The 16560-nt window shown below is 70.7% G+C and carries 12 protein-coding genes; 3 read left to right on the top strand and 9 right to left on the bottom strand.

Translation table 11 applies throughout. The features are described from left to right. Positions 1-33: 33 nt before the first annotated feature. From kduI to AC07OA_RS16545, 3 genes are all read right to left on the bottom strand, one after another. A complete protein-coding gene (gene kduI / locus AC07OA_RS16555; protein ID WP_494664904.1) occupies positions 34-882 on the bottom strand; it encodes a 5-dehydro-4-deoxy-D-glucuronate isomerase in 849 nt (282 codons plus the stop codon). Between the two features lie 18 nt (positions 883-900). Continuing rightward, positions 901-2367, bottom strand: a complete 1467-nt coding sequence (gene uxaC / locus AC07OA_RS16550) for a glucuronate isomerase (protein WP_494664903.1) — start codon at positions 2365-2367, stop codon at positions 901-903. Positions 2368-2471: 104 nt separating this feature from the next. Continuing rightward, a complete protein-coding gene (locus AC07OA_RS16545; protein ID WP_494664902.1) occupies positions 2472-3566 on the bottom strand; it encodes a LacI family DNA-binding transcriptional regulator in 1095 nt (364 codons plus the stop codon). A gap of 161 nt (positions 3567-3727) precedes the next feature. On the opposite strand from AC07OA_RS16545, the gene AC07OA_RS16540 reads away from it, so the two are divergent. From AC07OA_RS16540 to AC07OA_RS16530, 3 genes are all read left to right on the top strand, one after another. Next, on the top strand, positions 3728-5236 hold the full coding sequence (locus AC07OA_RS16540) for a UxaA family hydrolase (protein WP_494664989.1): 1509 nt from the start codon (positions 3728-3730) through the stop codon (positions 5234-5236). A gap of 67 nt (positions 5237-5303) precedes the next feature. After that, a complete protein-coding gene (locus AC07OA_RS16535) occupies positions 5304-6053 on the top strand; it encodes a DUF6683 family protein (protein ID WP_494664901.1) in 750 nt (249 codons plus the stop codon). Between the two features lie 149 nt (positions 6054-6202). Continuing rightward, entirely contained in the window at positions 6203-7648 is a 1446-nt protein-coding gene (locus AC07OA_RS16530) for a mannitol dehydrogenase family protein (protein WP_494664900.1), read from the top strand. Positions 7649-7803: 155 nt separating this feature from the next. Here AC07OA_RS16530 and AC07OA_RS16525 read toward each other — a convergent pair whose 3' ends face one another. The 6 genes from AC07OA_RS16525 to AC07OA_RS16500 all read right to left on the bottom strand — a co-directional run bounded on the left by AC07OA_RS16525 (position 7804) and on the right by AC07OA_RS16500 (position 16559). Further along, complete coding sequence (locus AC07OA_RS16525; protein ID WP_494664899.1) at positions 7804-8364, bottom strand: sugar transferase; 561 nt, start codon at positions 8362-8364, stop codon at positions 7804-7806. 1 nt (position 8365) lies between these two features. Continuing rightward, on the bottom strand, positions 8366-11245 hold the full coding sequence (locus AC07OA_RS16520) for a coiled-coil domain-containing protein (protein ID WP_494664898.1): 2880 nt from the start codon (positions 11243-11245) through the stop codon (positions 8366-8368). Between the two features lie 161 nt (positions 11246-11406). Continuing rightward, complete coding sequence (locus tag AC07OA_RS16515; RefSeq protein WP_494664897.1) at positions 11407-11619, bottom strand: hypothetical protein; 213 nt, start codon at positions 11617-11619, stop codon at positions 11407-11409. 67 nt (positions 11620-11686) lie between these two features. Then, positions 11687-12880 (bottom strand): MFS transporter, encoded by a 1194-nt coding sequence (locus AC07OA_RS16510; protein WP_494664896.1) that lies wholly within the window; start codon positions 12878-12880, stop codon positions 11687-11689. A gap of 172 nt (positions 12881-13052) precedes the next feature. Then, a complete protein-coding gene (metG, locus tag AC07OA_RS16505; protein ID WP_494664895.1) occupies positions 13053-14762 on the bottom strand; it encodes a methionine--tRNA ligase in 1710 nt (569 codons plus the stop codon). Positions 14763-15158: 396 nt separating this feature from the next. Next, on the bottom strand, positions 15159-16559 hold the full coding sequence (locus AC07OA_RS16500) for a serine hydrolase domain-containing protein (RefSeq protein WP_494664894.1): 1401 nt from the start codon (positions 16557-16559) through the stop codon (positions 15159-15161). Between the last annotated feature and the right edge of the window lies 1 nt (position 16560).

Genomic DNA, 16560 nt, shown 5'->3' with positions numbered 1-16560 from the left:
GTCGAAGGGTCGATACGGAGCGGTCCTACGCCCCTACTTCAGCTGGCAGATGTCCAGCACGTTCATGTCGGTATAGTCGAGGTTTTCCCCGCCCATCGCCCAGATGAAGGTGTAGTTCGAGGTGCCCGAGCCCATGTGGATCGACCACGGCGGGCTCATGATGGCTTCTTCGTTGGCGATCACGATGTGACGCATCTCGTCCGGCTCGCCCATGTAGTGGAAGACCCGGTCGTTATCGCCCAGGCCGAAGTAGAAATAGGCCTCCGAGCGGCGGTCGTGCAGGTGGGGCGGCATGGTGTTCCAGACGCTGCCCGGCTTCAGCACGGTCATGCCCAGCAGCAGCTGGGCCGACTTGCAGGTGGTGGGCACGATGTACTGGTAGATCGTGCGCTCGTTGGAGGTCTCCAGCGCGCCGCGCTCCAGCGGGATGGCGTCGGCGAACACCAGCTTCTTGGTCTCGAACGCGGCGTGGGCCGGCAGGCTGGTCAGGTAGAAGCGGGCCGGGTTGGCGGCGTCGACGCTCTCGAACACCACGTCCTTGGAGCCCATGGTCACGTAGATGCCGTCGCGCGGCTCGATGTCGTAGACGACGCCGTCCACGGTGACCTTGCCCTTGCCGCCGCCCACATTGATGGCGCCCAGCTCGCGGCGCTCCAGGAACGGATGGCCGGCGGCCGAGGCGGGCTCGGTCTGGTCGGGCAGCTTCACGCCCTTGCTGACCGGGGCCGCGCCGCCGATCACGAAGCGTTCGGCGTGGTTGTAATGCAGCACGATGTCGTCGGCGGCGAACAGGCCGTCCATCAGATAGCGATCGCGCAGGTCGTCGTTGCTGACCGCGAACATCATGTCCGGGTGGGTGGCGTGGTAGGTCTTGGTGAACATCAGGGGGCTCCGGATAATCTATTCGGCGGCGTGTTTGAGCGGCTGGACCGGACGCGCCCAGGCGGGGCGTTGGTCGAGTTTGTAGGCCTTCTTAGGCAGGTTGTACGTCAGGTCGACGATCAGCTCGGCGGCCTCGACCTCGTCCATGCGGTGCTCGGCGACCATGCGGGCCAGGAAGGCCGAGTCGACGCGGCGCGCAACATCGTGGCGGGCCGGGATCGACAGGAAGGCGCGGGTGTCGTCGTTGAAGCCGACGGTGTTGTAGAAGCCGGCGGTCTCGGTGACCTGCTCGCGGAACCGCATCATCCCTTCCGGGCTGTCGTGGAACCACCAGGATGGGCCCAGCTTCAGCACCGGATAGTGGCCGGCCAGCGGGGCCAGCTCGCGGCTGTAGACCGTCTCGTCCAGGGTGAAGAGGATGACCGACAGGCGCGGGTCGTTACCCAGCCGGGTCAGCAGGGGCTTCAGCGCCTCCACGTACTCGGTGCGCATCGGGATGTCGGCGCCCTTGTCGCGGCCGTGCGAGGCCAAGAGGCCCACATTGTGGTTGCGGTGCGAACCGGGGTGGATCTGCATGACCAGCCCGTCGTCCAGGCTCATCTTGGCCATTTCGGTCAGCATCTGGGCGCGGAACAGCTCGGCCTTGGCCGGGGTGACCTCGCCCTTCAGCAGGCTCTGGAACAGGGCCTCGGCGTCGACGTCCGAGAGGTCGGCCGTGGCGGCCGAGGGGTGGCCGTGGTCGCTGGAGGTGGCGCCGGCGTCGATGAAGGCCGCCCGGCGGATGCGGTGGGCCTCCAGATAGCCGCGCCAGCTGGTGACGTCCTGGCCCGACACCTCGGCGAAGCGGTCGAAGGCCCGGCCGAAGCGTTCGTCCTCGAAATCGATGACCGCGTCGGGACGATAGGCGGTGACCACGTGACCGCCCCACCCGCTCTCGCGGATGGCGGCATGGTGCTGCAAGCGCTCGTGCGGGCCTTCGGTGGTGGCCAGGGTCTCGATGTTGAAGCGGTCGAACAGGGCGCGCGGACGGAAGGCCTCGGTGGCCAGGGCTTCGTTGATGCGGTCGAAATAGTCGTCGGCGGTCTCGGCGCCCAGGAACTCGGTGAAGCCGAACACCTTGCTGAACACGTGGTTCAGCCAGATCCACGACGGCGTGCCGCGGAAGAGATGGAAGTTGCCGGCGAACAGCCGCCAGGCCGCGCGCGGGTCGGTGTCGGGCACGCCGGCCTTGGACCGCACCTTCAGGGCGTCCAGCGAGACGCCCTGGCTGTAGAGCATGCGGTAGAGATAGTGGTCCGGCGCCAGCAACAGGTCGGTGGCGTCCTGGAACGGGTCGTTGGTGGCGAACCAGGCCGGGTCGGTGTGGCCGTGCGGGCTGATGATCGGCAGGTCCTTGACCTGGCCGTACAGGGCGCGGGCGATCCCCCGGGTGCGCTCGTCGGCGGGGAACAGGCGGTCATCGTGAAAAACCAGAGGCCGAGCCATGGCGTCTCCCTACTCCCTACTTCCACCGACGGCTTGACGAGCCGCTTCGGCGCGCTTGGTAACCGGTGTCATGATCCGATGCAAGCCACAGCGGCCTGCCCATCCTACACCTTCGGCGGCGGCCCGGACGACTCGCGGACCACAAGATAGGGGATGGTGTCGTTGGGGTCGCGCTTCTCGCGCGCCGCCGCCCCGATCAGCTTCTCGGCGGCGATGCGGCCGACCTCGCGGGTGGGGATGTGGATGGTGGTCAGGGGCGGCCAGACGGCCTGGGCGATCTGGAAGTCGTCGAAGCCCACCACGGTCAGGTCCTCAGGCACCTTCAACCCCGCCCGGCGCGCCGCCTGCAGCGCCCCGGCGGCCATTTCGTCGTTGCCGGCGAAGATGGCGGTGGGGCGCGGCGACTTGGCCAGCAGGGTCTCGGCGCAGGCCAGGCCGGACTCGAAAGTGTAGGCGCCTTGGACCACGTAGTCGGCGTCCAGGTCGATGCCGGCCTTGTTCAGGGCGTCCTCGAAGCCCCCTCGCCGCTCGTGCGACGAGCGGAAGTTGGACAGGCCGCTGATGAAGCCGATCTGGCGGTGGCCCAGCTCGACCAGATGCGCGCCCATGGCCTCGCCGCCCAGCCGGTCGTGGCCGACGATCATGTGCTCGGGCTTGTCCAGCTCGACCGAGGCGATGCGGATGTACTCGCAGCCGATCTCGCGCAGCAGCTTGGCCACCCGCTCGTCTTCCGAGACCGACGGCGGCAGCACCACGCCGAACAGCTTCTGGCGCTCGATGAAGGTGCGGATGTCCTGCAGGAAGGTCGGGCTGGAGCGGTCGCACGGGTGGACCACCAGTTCGAAGCCCGAGCCGCGGATGCCGTCCAGCAGGCCCAGCTGCATGTTCACGACGTACTGCGGATTGGGGTTGTCGTAGATCATGCCGATCAGGAACGAGCGGCGGAACGCCAGGCCCCGGGCCTGGGGATCGGGGGCGTAGCCCCACTCGGCGATCACCGCCTCGATCCGCTCGCGCGTCTCGTCGCGCACGAACGGCGACTGGTTGATCACCCGCGAGACGGTCTTCTTCGACACCCCGGCCAGGCGGGCGATGTCGTTGATGGTGGCGCGCTTGCGGCCACCTTCCAGGCCCGCTTCGAGATCGGCCTCGATATCCGCGCCGTCGGCGTCCGTCTGGGGGGTCTTGGGCGAGGTCAAAGCGTTTCCAAACAGCGATTGTCGTTTTGTTTTGTCATACTCTACCGACGACGGTGTCGCTACAGATGCCCTTTCGGCCGCGACTGGCCTATGCTGACACCGGTTTCCCCACCCATCGAATGGGGATGGCAACACGAAATGTCCCGATGACCAAGGCCTTGATGACCGAACCCGCGTCCGCCCCGTCCGAATCGATCCACGGCGTCGACCCGCGCGACCACGTGGCGACGGCGCTGCGCGACCTGGCGGCGGGCGAGGCGCTGGACCTGCATGGGACCAGCATCGTCGCCCGGAGCGACATCCCCAAGGGCCACAAGATCGCGATCCGGGCGGCCGCCAAGGGCGAGGACGTGCTGAAATACGGCTGGCCGATCGGCCGGGCCACGGCCGACATCGCCGTCGGCGACCATGTGCACGTCCACAATGTCGAGACCCGGCTGTCGGGCGTGGAGGACTTTTCCTACGCCCAAGCCTGGCCCGAACCGCACGGCGCTCCGCCGGCCGGGACCTTCCTGGGCTATCGTCGCAAGAACGGCCGGGTGGGCACCCGCAACGAAATCTGGGTGCTGTGCACCGTCGGCTGCGTGGCCAACACCGCCCGCCGGATCGCCGAGAAGGCCAACGCCCGCTTCGCCGGCCGCGTCGACGGCGTCTTCGCCTTCCCCCACCCGTTCGGCTGCTCGCAGCTGGGCGACGACCTGACCCACACCCGCAAGCTGATCGCGGGCCTGGCCGCCCATCCCAACGCCGGCGGCGTGCTGATCCTGGGCCTGGGCTGCGAGAACAACCAGCTGAAGGCCCTGCTGGAAAGCGCGCCGGGCCTGGATCCCGAGCGCCTGCGCAGCTTCACCACCCAGATGGTCGAGGACGAGCTGGAAGATGGCCTGGCCGCCGTCGAGGAACTGGTCGCCCTGGCCGAGCAGGACCGCCGCGAACCCGCCCCGCTGTCGGAGCTGGTGGTGGGCCTGAAGTGCGGCGGCTCGGACGGCTTCTCCGGCGTCACCGCCAACCCGCTGGTGGGCCGCATCGCCGACAAGGTCTCCGACGCCGGCGGCACCCCGGTGCTGACCGAGATCCCCGAGGTGTTCGGCGCCGAGGGCGTGCTGCTGGCCCGCGCCGCCACCCGCCAGGTGTTCGACGAGGCCGTCGAGGTGATCGACGACTTCAAGCGCTACTTCATCGACAACCACCAGCCCATCTACGAGAACCCCTCGCCCGGCAACATCGCCGGCGGCATCACCACGCTTGAGGAAAAGTCCCTGGGCGCGGTGCAGAAGGGCGGCCGCGCGCCGCTGGTCGAGGTGCTGCGCTATGGCGAGCAGGTGGGCCCGCACGGCCTGACCCTCTTGGAGGCCCCCGGCAACGACGCGGTGTCGTCCACCGCCCTGACGGCGGCCGGCGCCACGGTGATCCTGTTCACCACCGGTCGCGGCACCCCGCTGGGCTTCCCCGCCCCCACCCTGAAGATCGCCTCCAACTCGGCCCTGGCCGCCCGCAAGCCGGGTTGGATCGACTTCGACGCCGGCGTGGTGCTGTCGGGCCAGACCATGGACGCGGCGGCCGACAGCCTGATGGACCTGGTCGTGGCCACCGCCTCGGGCCAGCCGACCAAGGCCGAACTGAACGGCGAGCGCGAGATCGCCATCTGGAAGCAGGGCGTCACCCTCTAGGCGCCTTGCCCTGGGAGCCTTCCGCCGCCCGCCGCGTTAGGCCGGGCGCAGGAACAGGGGGCTCGTCATGCCGAACCGTCTCAAACCGCTCGCCGTGGTGCTGGCCGCGCTCGCCCTGGCCGCGCCCGCCTCCGCCCAGGACATGCCCACCGTCCTGCCGCCGAGCTACGAGCTGCAGTCGATCCTGAACCAGCAGAGGGTGGACGCCGCCATCGATTCGGGCCGTTCGAGCGGTTCGGCCAGCACGCCCTCCGCCCGTCCCGCGCCGCGCGCGACGCCGGCCGCGCCGGTCTCGACCGCCTACGCGCCCTCCCCCGCCGTCAGTCAGCGGGTGCGCGGCCAGTTCGCCGACTGGGTGGGACGGCAGGCCGGTCCGGAGGCCGGCCGCCGCGTCGCCGAGGTGTTGCGGACAGGCGATCCGGTGAAGAGCTGGGCCGGCGTCGTCGGCCCCGACGGCCTGCGCCCCGGCGACGTCGCCGACGCCATGGCCGGCTACTGGGTGCTGAACTGGGTCATGGCCAACGGCGCCGACAGCGACCGCGCCCAGGTCCAGGGCGTGCGCGGCCAGGTCCGCGACATGATCGGCGGCAATCCGGCCTATGCCCGCCTGACGCAGGCCCAGCGCCAGGAGATGTCCGAAACCCTGATGCTGAACTTCCTGCTCCAGCACGCGGCCTATATGGACGCCCTGAAGCGAGGCGACCGGGCGACCCAGGCCCGCCTGGGTGACGCGGCCGCCGCGCGTTTCCGCCGCGAGATGGGGCTGGACCTGCGTCGCCTGGACCTGACCCGCACCGGCTTCGTCCGCCGCACCTGAGCCTCGCGGGCGGTTGTCATCCCCGGGGGGAAGCGATAGCGATGGAAATTGGTCAGGCCTCTTCGCGGAGCGGTCCTGGACCGATTGCCACCGGTGTCGGCGCGCGTTCGTCGGCTCTTTTCGACCTTCGCCAGCCGAGGCCCGCGCCCTTGTCCACCGATACGACCTCCCGTCCGCTGCGCCTCAACGCCGTCAGCTATCCGGCCGCCATCCCGGGCGTGGCCCTGCCTGCCTATGACCGCGACAAGGCCGCGGTCGGCGTCGTGCACTTCGGCCCCGGCGCCTTCCACCGCGCCCACCAGGCCTTCTATTTCGACCAGCTGCTGGCCAAGGATCCGCGCTGGGGCATCTGCGCCGTCTCGTTGAAGAGCCCCGGCGTGCGCGACGCCCTGGAACCGCAGGACGGCCTCTACACCCTGGCCCAGCTTGACGCCGAGACCACCTTCCGGGTGGTCGGCTCGATCCTGGAGGTGCTGGTCGCGCCGGAGGATCCGCCCTCGGTTTTCGCCCGCCTGGCGGCCCCGACCACCCGCATGGTCACCCTGACCGTCACCGAAAAGGGCTACTGCCTGACGGGCGACGGCAAGCTGGACACGGCCCATCCCGACATCATCCACGACCTAGCCCATCCGCGCGAGCCGGTCAGCGCCGTGGGCTATGTGGTCGAGGGGCTGCGCCGCCGCTTCCAGGCGGGTCTTGCGCCCTACGCCGTGGTGGCCTGCGACAACCTCGCCGACAACGGCTGGCGGCTGAAGGCGGCCGTCGTGGCCTTCGCCGAGACCGTGGATCCCGTGCTCGCCGGCTGGATCGAGGGCGAAGGCCGCTTCCCGCGCACCATGGTCGACAGCATCACCCCGGCCACCGACGACGCCCTGCGCGCCCGCGTCCAGACCGCCACGGGCCTGGAGGACGCCTGGCCGATCCAGCGCGAGGCCTTCACCCAGTGGGTGGTCGAGGACGTGCTGGGGCCGGATGCGCCGGACCTGGCCAGCGTCGGCGTCACCCTGACCGACGACGTGCGCGGCTTCGAGCGCGCCAAGCTGCGACTGCTGAACGGCGTCCACTCCACCCTCGCCTATGCCGGCCTGCTGAAGGGCCATGAGACGGTGTTCGAGGCGATCAGCGATCCGGCGTTGGCCAAGATCGCCGAGGACCTGATGGTCCAGGACATCATCCCCACCCTGACCGCCCCGCGTGGCCTGGACCTGGAGGTCTATGCCCAGGCGATCCTGGCCCGCTTCCGCAATCCCGAGATCCGCCACCTCTTGAGCCAGATCGCGTGGGATGGCTCGCAGAAGCTGCCGTTCCGGATTTTGGGCACGGTGGCCGATGCGCTGGAGGCCGGGCGTTCGGTGGAGCGGCTGGCCCTGCCGCTGGCGGCGTGGATGCACTTCATCCGTCGACGGATGGTCGAGGGGGTGAAGATCGTCGATCCGCTGGCGGACAAGCTGGTTGAGGTGGCTGGGGCTTGTACCGGCGAGGCGGCGCATGACGTGGCGGGGTTCCTGAAGCTGGAGCCGGTGTTCAGCCGGGCGCTGGCGGAAAACGCGGTGTTTGTGGCGGCGCTGGAGAAGGCGTACGCAGGGCTGACTTAAGCTCTGTAGCGCACTCACTTGCCCCCACCTGGCGACTGCGTCGCCTGTCCGCCCCCGTAGGGGGCGGAGGACGCCCGTGTATTCCGCCTCCGCCCCCTACGGGGGCGGACAGACCGCGAAGCGGTCAGGTGGGGGCAAGTAGGCGCCGCGCCGCCTTATCGTGTGACGCCCCGCCCCGTAAGCACCGGAAGCACCGTCGCCAGCAATATCCGCAGGTCGAACCAGAACCCCCGCCGCCGCAGGTACTCCGCGTCCAGCGCCACCTTCTCCGGGATAGCCACCTCGTCCCGCCCGTTGATCTGCGCCCAGCCCGTCACGCCCGGCCGCAACACCTCGACGCCGGCCTCGGTACGCAGCGCCACGAGATCATCCTGGTTGAACAACGCCGGCCTTGGCCCGACCAGGCTCATGTCGCCCACCAGCACGCTCCACAGCTGCGGCAGCTCATCGAGGCTCGTCTTGCGCAGAAACGCCCCCGGCGGCGTCAGCCAGCGGCCAGGGTCCTCCAGCAGGTGGGTGGCGACCTGCGGGGTGTCGATCTGCATGGTGCGGAACTTGGGCATCGAGAACAGGGCGTTGCCCCGCCCTACCCGCTTGGACCAATGCAGAGCCGGCCCCGGCGAGGTGACGCGCACCACCGCCGCCACGATCAGCAATGGGACCGCCAGCAGCAGCAGCGCCACGCCGGACGCCGCCGCATCGAACAGTCTCTTCACGTCAGGCCAGGTCGCCGAAGGCGGCGTCCAGCAGCAGGTAGGCGCGGCCGGCGTCCGACGACAGCAGGGCCGCCACCAGGAAGCCCTCCCTGTCCTGCTCGGAGGCCTCGTCCATCATGCCCGTGTAGCGGCGCAGGAAGCGCTCGGCCTCGGCCCTCAGCGGGGCGTCGGAGAACAGGCGGCGGACCAGGCGGCGGATCGCGGCGGGGGCCAGTTTCTTGACCACCTCGCGAGCGCCGGCCTCGTCGTGGGTCTGGATGGTGGCGGCGATCTCGTCGATGCGGGCGCGCGGCAGAAGGGCCGCCGGGTCGATGCCCATGGCCAGGATCTCGCCGGCCATCTTCTCGCCCAGGGCCGCGTCGCCGGGGGCTGCGCTTTCCAGGCCCGACAGCAGCTTGCGCCAGCCTTGCGGCTCGGCCTGGGCCGGCGCCTGGGGCGCGGCGGTGCGACCGCCGGCGGCGTCGAACACCGAACGGAACTCGTCGTCCGTCGCCGTGGGCGTCAGGCGCAAGCGCGGACGCAGGCCGATGTCGTCGGGCTCGTTGGCCGGCGGCGGCGCGGGCTGAGGCGGCGGCGGCGCGGGTGGCGGGGCCTGGACCTGGCGGTTCAGCGGCGGCGGCGCGCGGTTGGGCGTCGGGCTAGGCGCCGGTGTTGCCGCGCTGATCCGTCCGACCGCCTCGCTCAGCATGTCGTAGTTGCGACGCACGCGGTCCTGGAAGGCCTGGTCGATCGAGGCGGTCTCCTCGGCCGTGCGGCGGGCGGCGACGCGCAGGTCCTCGATGCCCTGTTCGATCTGGGCGCGGACCTCGTTGGCGCGGGCCAGGGCCTCGGCCGGCAGGTCGGCGGTGCGACGGCCGACATCGGCCAGCATGGCCTCCATCTCGGCGATCGTGCCGCGCGCGGTCTCGACGCTCTCGGCCAGCTTCTGGGCCGTGCGGGCCCCGGCCTGCTCGACCACCTGGGCCGACTGCTCGATCAGGTCGCGGGCCTCGTCCATGCGGGACTCGAACACCGTGTCGGCCTTCTGGCCGGCGGCGAAGGCGATCTCGTTCAGTTGGTCGACGCGGACGCGGGCGGCCTCGACGCGCAACTCCACGCCCTCGTTGGCGCGGGCGGCGGCGGCGGCCATGGCGTCCAGCGCCTGGGACAGGGCGACCTCCAGGTCGCTGCGCTGGCCGCCGGCGGCGCTGGCCAGGGCGGCGATGGCGCTGGAGGTCTCGGCCGCCAGGGCCTCGCGCTCGGCGCGGGCGGTCTCGGCCACTTCGCGCAGCTGCTGGGCCGCGGCCCCGATCAGGCCGCGCAGCACCTCGGCGCCCATGGCCGCGATATCGCTCATCTCGGTGGCGCCGGCCCGGGTGTGGCCGATGAACTCGGTCAGCTGGGCGGTGCGGGTCTCGCTCTCGGAGGCGAAGTCCTCCTGGTCGGTGCGCAGCGACTGGCTGGCGGCCACCAGGGCGGCGCGCTGGCCGGCCAGATTGCGCTCGACCGCGCTCATCTGGTCGCCGACGCCTTGGCCGGCGGTCTCCAGGCGGGCGATCTGGCGTGACAGGTCCTCGGCGCCCACGCGGGCGGCGTCCGAAGCCTCGGCGGCGGCGGCGGCCAGGTCGGCGGCGCGGGCGGCCAGGGCGGCCTCGGCCTCGCGCAGCTGGGTCTCGGCCAGGTCGGAGGCCTCGGCGACCATGCGGGCCTGGCTGCCGATGGCGTCCACCACCGCCGTGGACTGGGCGTCCAGCGTGGTCGACAGGGCGTGCATGGCCTGGCGCTCGTGGCCCAGGCCCTCGGACAGCTGGGTGACCATGCGGGCGGACTCGCTGGTGGTCTGGGCCAGGGCCAGGGTCTCTTCGGCCAGGGCCTCGCGCAGGGCCTGGACGCGGGCGCGGGCCTCCTCGGCGGCGGCCGTGGCGGCGTCGATCTCGCTGCGGATGCCGTCGACCACGCCGTGGACGCCCGCCGCCGCCAGGGCGGCCGGGGCGACCAGGCGATCGGTCACGGTGCGGATGTGCTTCAGCTCGGCCGACACGCCCATGGCCTGGCGCAGCATGTAGGCGCCCAGCAGAGTGAAGGCGGCCGGACCGACGGCCAGGGCGGCGAAGACCATCAGGGCGAACTGGTCGACCTTCAGGGCCGGCACGCCCGCGCCATAGCCCATGGCGAAGGCGATCGGACCCAGGGTCCACAAGGCGGCGGCGGCCACCGCCAGGCTCCAGAACAGCGGGGCCGGCATCGGCTTCTTGCCCTCGCGGGCCGCCGACAGCGGAGTGACCGGCGGCGCGGCGGGCGGCGCGGGCGGGGTTTCGCGCGGCTTGGACAGGGCGGCCTCGAGGCGCTTGGACGGCGCAGGCGGTTCGGGCTCGGCCACCGGCGCCGGCGGCTGGGCGGCGGGCGCGGTCAGGAACGACGGCAACGGCGCCAGCGGCTCGGCCTCGACCGGCGGCGCGCGACGGCCCCGCGACGGCGAGAAGACGGGCGCGACTTCAGGCTCGGGCGCCTTGAACTCGGGCTGCTGCTGCGGCGGCGGCTCGGCCACGGCTTCCGGTTCCGGAGCCGGCGGAGGCTCGGGTTCGGGCGCCAGGGCTTCAGGCTCGGGCTGGACGGGCGGCTTGGGCGGGGCGGACGCGAAGAAGCCGCGCCGCGCGCGCGCTGGGGGCTCGGGCTCCGGCGTCACGGCGGGCTGGACGTCGACATCCACCGGCCCCCGGTCGAGATTCGGCGGGGAAAAAGCGTCGGGTACGGCGGCGATATCGAGATCCAGGTCCGGTTCGCTGATCGGCGCATCCGCCTCGGGTTCGGCGTCCGTCTGCGCGGAACGGCCGACGTCGTCGACCGGCGGCTCCACGGGAATGCCGGAGAAATCAAGCGGTTGGCGCTTCTTAGGCTTCATACGCAGCCATAGTCCCAGGGCGAGCGGCATGGGGCCGGATGAACATCGCCGCGCGGACGCCCCTCCCTCGCGCAACGAATAAACCTAGCGGCGAAAAGCCGGCCCGCATAGCGGGTTCCACCTGATTTCCCGCCAGAGTTCTCGCGCGGGGCGAAGCCTGATCAGGCGTTGACGGCGACGCCGCGCTTGTTCGGGCAGCGCTCGACGCCCGGCTGAACGCTCTGGACGGCCTGCTGGCGGGGGCTGCGGGCGATCACCCGTTCGGCCTTGGGAGGCGGCTTGACCTGACGCTCGACCGTCATGCCGAACTGGCACAGGGCCATGGACGACAGCCAGAGCAGGATCGCGGCGCAGAATTCAGCCAGGGAGGACATCGGTGGGCCCATGTTCCGATAGCGGCGTTATGCGATGCTTCGCCGTCCGGTTCGAGTGAACTTTTGGTCATGAAGCTCCGGGGCGGGCCTTGCGCGCCAGCATCGTCGCGCCGGCCAGGCCCAGGACGCCCATCGCCGTCATGGCCAGGTAGCCCCGGGCTCCGAAAGCGTCGAACAGCGGGCCGGACGCCAGGGTGCCGACGCCCAGCATGAAGCCGGCCGACAAGGCCGAGTTGAGGGCCTGGGCGGCCGAGGCGCTTTCCGGCGGGGCCAGGCGCTCGATCAGCCGCAGCGAGCCCATGAAGGCGGCGGCGAAGCTGAGGGCGTGCAGGGTCTGCAGCGGGAACAGCAGCCACAGCGGCGGCGAGAAGGCCAAGGCGGTCCAGCGCAGCACCGCCGCCGCCCCGCCCAACACCAGCAGCGCCTCGGGCCCGACCTTGCGTCGCCACGGCTCGGCGAACCACATGAAGACGACCTCGACCGCCACTCCCACGCCCCACAAGACGCCGATGGTCGGGTCAGGGATCCCTTCCCTGCGCCAGAGGATGGCCGAGAAGCCGTAGTAGAAGGCGTGCGTGCCCTGGATCAGGCCGGACGCGGCCACGGCCAGGACGAAGACCGGGTCGCGCAGCAGGCCGCCCAGCCCCTTCCAGCGCGCGGCTCGATCTGGCCGAACGCCGCTCTCGTGCACCCGGTCGGCCGGCACCACCCGCCAGGCGACGATGGCCGCTCCGACCGCCGCCACGGCGATCCAGGCCACGATCACGCTGGGCGCGGTTATCGCCAGGATCGCGCCCATGGCCAGGTTGGCGACGATGAACGAGGCCGAGCCCGCGCCGCGCGGAACGCCGTAGTTGAAGCTCTCCAGCCGGGCCCGGCGCAGGGTGATCACGTCGATCAGCGGCGTCAGGGTGGTCAGGCAGCTCATGCCGATCAGCCAGCAGATCAGCACGCCCCAGAAGCCCGGAGCGACCAGCAGGGCCAGGTAGCCGGCCGCCGCCCCCAGCGACAGCAGGGCCAGGGGCGTGCGCCGCAGGGTGAAGCCGTCGGCCCAGACCGCCAGGGCCGGCCCCAGGAACGGCCGCGCCAGCAGCGGCACGGCCAGCACCGTCCCGATCTGCGCCCCGCTCAGGCCGCGCGAGCGGAAATAGGTGGCGATGAACGGCAGGCTGACGCCCGTGCCGAGATAGTAGACGACGTAGAAGAGCCCAAGGCGGGTCGGGGAGGATGCGAGGATCCCGCCCTGCTTCTCAGTCGTCACACCACCGCCCCCACCGTTGTCATCCCGGAAACGCGAAGCGTTGTCCGGGACCCAGGTGAACCGCAAAGCCTTCGCCCAGTCCCCTGGGTCCCGGACAGCCCCTGCGGGGCTTCCGGGATGACAAGGCTTTGAAATCCGAGCGGCGGTTTACAAAACCGCCGCCCCAAGTCCCCTACTCCGCCCCGCCGAAGCGCGCCGTCCATTCGGCGATCTGGTCGTCCTCGATCTTCTTGAACAGCACCTCGGGCGCGCGGACCGAGAGGCCGACCGGCAGGGTCGACAGTTCGGCGGCGGCGTCGGTGGTCGGCCAGGCGGGCGGCCAGGCCAGCCCGAACGCCTCGCCGATCTTCTCGGCGGCGAACGGGATGAACGGCGCGGAGATGCGGGCGTAGAGCGCCGCTAGGTTCAGGGCGGTGCGCACGATCACGGCGGCGCGGTCGCGGTCGGTCTTGATCGCCGTCCAGGGGGCGGCTTCCTGCAGGTACTCGTTGCCGACCACCCACAGGGCGCGCAGGGCCTGGGCGCTCTTGCGGATCTCGATGGCGTCCATCTGTTCGGCCAGGTCCGCCAGGCGCGCGGAGACGTCGGCGTAGAGCTTCTCCTCCAGCGGGCCGGCCTCGCCGCCCTCGGGGATCACGCCGTCGAACTTGCCTTCGGTGAACTTCAGGATGCGGTTGACGAAGTTGCCCAGCACGTCGGCCAGGTCGCGGTTCACGGCGCTGGCGAACTGCTCCCAGGTGAAGGCGGTGTCGCTGCTCTCGGGCGAGTTCGAGGTCAGGTACCAACGCCACAGGTCGGGCGGCAGGATCTCCAGGGCCGCGTCCATGAAGACGCCGCGCTTGTTGGAGGTCGAGAACTTGCCGCCGTACCAGTTGAGCCAGTTGAAGGCCTTGAGCATGTCGACGCTCTTCCAGGGCTCTTCAGAGCCGAGGATGGTCGCCGGGAAGCTGACGGTGTGGAAGGCGACGTTGTCCTTGCCCATGAACTGGACGTAGCGGACGTCTTCGGCGCCGGCGTCGGTGCGCCACCACGAGCGCCAGTCGCGGCCCTCGCCCTGGTCTTCCCATTCTTGGGTGGCGGCGATGTACTCGATGGGCGCGTCGAACCAGACGTAGAAGACCTTGTCCTCGAAGCCCGGGCGCGGCGCGCCGTCCTGGGTCACCGGGATGCCCCAGGAAAGGTCGCGGGTGATGCCCCGGTCGATCAGACCCTCGTCCAGGTGCTTGTAGGCGATGGACTTGGCCAGCAGCGGCCATTCGGCATGGGTGTCGACCCAGGCGCGGATCTTGTCGGCCATCTTCGTCTGCAGCAGATAGAGGTGGCGGGTGTCGCGCACCTCCAGGTTCCGCGAGCCGGAGATCACCGAATAGGGGTTCTTCAGCTCGGTGGGGTCCAGCAGGTTGCCGCAGTTGTCGCACTGGTCGCCGCGCGCCTTCTCGAAACCGCAGTGCGGGCAGGTGCCCTCGATGTAGCGGTCGGGCAGGAAGCGCTTGTCGTCGATGGAATAGACCATCTGGTCGACGCGTTCCTCGATCAGGCCGCGCTCTTCCAGCACCTCGCAGAAGTGCTGGGTCAGGCGATGGTTCTGCGGCGAGGACGAGCGGCCGAAATGGTCCCACGACAGGCCGAAGGCGCGGCCCACGTCGTGCTGCAGCACGTGCTGCTCGGCGCAGTAGGTGGCCACGTCCTGGCCGGCGGCGGCCGCGGCCAGCTCGGCCGGGGTGCCGTGCTCGTCGGTGGCGCAGATGTAGAGGGTGTCGTGCCCCCGGGCGCGCTGGAAGCGGGCGTAGACGTCGGCCGGCAGCATCGATCCCGCCAGATTGCCCAGGTGCTTGATGCCGTTGATGTACGGCAGGGCGGAGGTGATCAGGATGCGGGCCATGGGTCTTCCAGGGGAGTCGGGGAGCGGTTGCATATAGAAGGCCCGGGCTTGAAAACAAAGCGCCGTGCAGCCCCTCCGGCCCTCTGGGCCACCTCCCCCAGAGGGGGAGGATCGACGCCGAGCCAATGCTCCCCCTCAGGGGGAGCTGTCGCGTAGCGACTGAGGGGGTTCTCGCGGAGAACTCGGCGGGAGCCTCGTGGCGTCACCCGTGGGGGCTGGGTGCATGCGACGCCGTGAGCGGCTTGAGGGAAAGGCGGCCAGGCAAGGGCATACCCGGCGCTCCCGCCACCTCCCCGTGGGGAGGATCCGGTTCTGACGCCAGGATGGTCGAGCTCCGGGGCGAATACCCGTTACGTCTGCTTCATGACGTCGTTTTCACGAAGCGAGGTTCCGCGACTACTGGGCCGAGCCCAGGCGCGCTTCCTTGACCGCGACGGGAACGGGCGGCTTTTCCAGCGCCTGGTAGACCACCGTGCGCGTGGTGGCGTCCAGGCCGGGGCCGACCCCGCCCAGGCGCTGGATCATGCCCACGAAGAAGAGGTCGTTGGCGGGATCGATCCAGAACCAGGTGCCGGCGCTGCCGCCCCAGCTGATCGTGCCCGGCCCGACCGGCGCGCCGGACAGATGCGGCTCGACCGCCACGGCCACGTCCAGGCCGTAGCCCATGCCGGCGCCGAACGGGAACGGCTTCTGGTCGGGACGCAGCACGCCCGCCGTCCCGTTGGTGGTGACCTGGAAGCTGGGCGGCAGGTGGTTGAAGCGCATCAGCGCCACGCTCTCGGGCGTCAGGACCCGCACCCCGTTCAGCTCGCCGTTGTTCAGGATCATCTGGGCGAAGCGAGCGAAGTCGCCGGCGGTGGACAGCAGCCCTCCCCCGCCCGACGGCGCGGCCGGCGGCCGGGAGACGTCGCGCCACGGCCCCTCGACGGCCGGGATCAGCTTGCCGGTGGCGGGATCGCCGTCATAAAGCGCCGCCAGGCGCGGCAGCTTCTCGGGCGGCGCCCAGAACGCGGTGTCCTTCATGCCCAGCGGCCGGAAGATCCGCTCTTCCATGAACACCGGCAGCGGCTGGCCCGACAGGCGCTCGACGATATAGCCCTGGATGTCGGCGGCGACGCTGTAGCGCCAGACCGTGCCGGGCTGGGCGTACATCGGCAGCATGGCCACCTTCTGGACCATGTGCTCCAGGCTGTCGGACTGCAGAACTCCGGCCTTGAAATAGGCCTGGTCGGCGATGCTGGCCGGGTCGTCGGCGATGCCGTAGGCGAAGCCGGCCGTGTGGGTCATCAGCTCGCGCATGGTCGGCGGACGGCTGACCGGGGTCAGGATCGGCCGCCCCTCGGGATCGACACCCGAGGCCACGCGCAGCTCGGCCAGTTCAGGCAGGTACTTGGTCACCGGATCGTCCAGCTTCCACTTGCCCTCCTGGTAGAGGATCAGCATGGCCACGCCCGTGACCGGCTTGGTCTCCGAGCGGATGCGGAAGATGGCGTCGGCGGGCATGGCCTCGCCGGTCTCCAGGCTGCGCTTGCCGAACGCCTTCAACTGCACCACGCGGCCGTGACGGCCCAGCAGGGTGACGCCGCCGGCGATCTGGCCCTGGTCGACCAGGGCCTGCATGGTCTCGTCCAGGCGCTTCAGCCGATCGGTCGAGAACCCCACCGCCTCGGGCTTGGCCGCGCGCGGCAGGGGCGCGCCGGGCGGAGGCCCTGCGGCGGCCGCGCCGGCGGCGCTCAGCCCGACCAGCGCCGCCAGGGCGCCGGCCGTCTTGCGCAGCAGGGGTCGGACCGCGCTCACC

Source organism: Caulobacter sp. GW821-FHT09B08 (genome assembly GCF_059418225.1).
This window is presented reverse-complemented; position numbering and strand designations above follow the sequence as displayed.

Coding starts and splice junctions, on each gene's coding strand:
- AC07OA_RS16535 (WP_494664901.1), top strand. CDS start 5,304: ATGCCGAACCGTCTCAAACCGCTCGCCGTGGTGCTGGCCGCGCTCGCC.
- AC07OA_RS16515 (WP_494664897.1), bottom strand. CDS start 11,619: ATGTCCTCCCTGGCTGAATTCTGCGCCGCGATCCTGCTCTGGCTGTCG.
- AC07OA_RS16540 (WP_494664989.1), top strand. CDS start 3,728: ATGACCGAACCCGCGTCCGCCCCGTCCGAATCGATCCACGGCGTCGAC.
- kduI (WP_494664904.1), bottom strand. CDS start 882: ATGTTCACCAAGACCTACCACGCCACCCACCCGGACATGATGTTCGCG.
- uxaC (WP_494664903.1), bottom strand. CDS start 2,367: ATGGCTCGGCCTCTGGTTTTTCACGATGACCGCCTGTTCCCCGCCGAC.
- AC07OA_RS16520 (WP_494664898.1), bottom strand. CDS start 11,245: ATGAAGCCTAAGAAGCGCCAACCGCTTGATTTCTCCGGCATTCCCGTG.
- metG (WP_494664895.1), bottom strand. CDS start 14,762: ATGGCCCGCATCCTGATCACCTCCGCCCTGCCGTACATCAACGGCATC.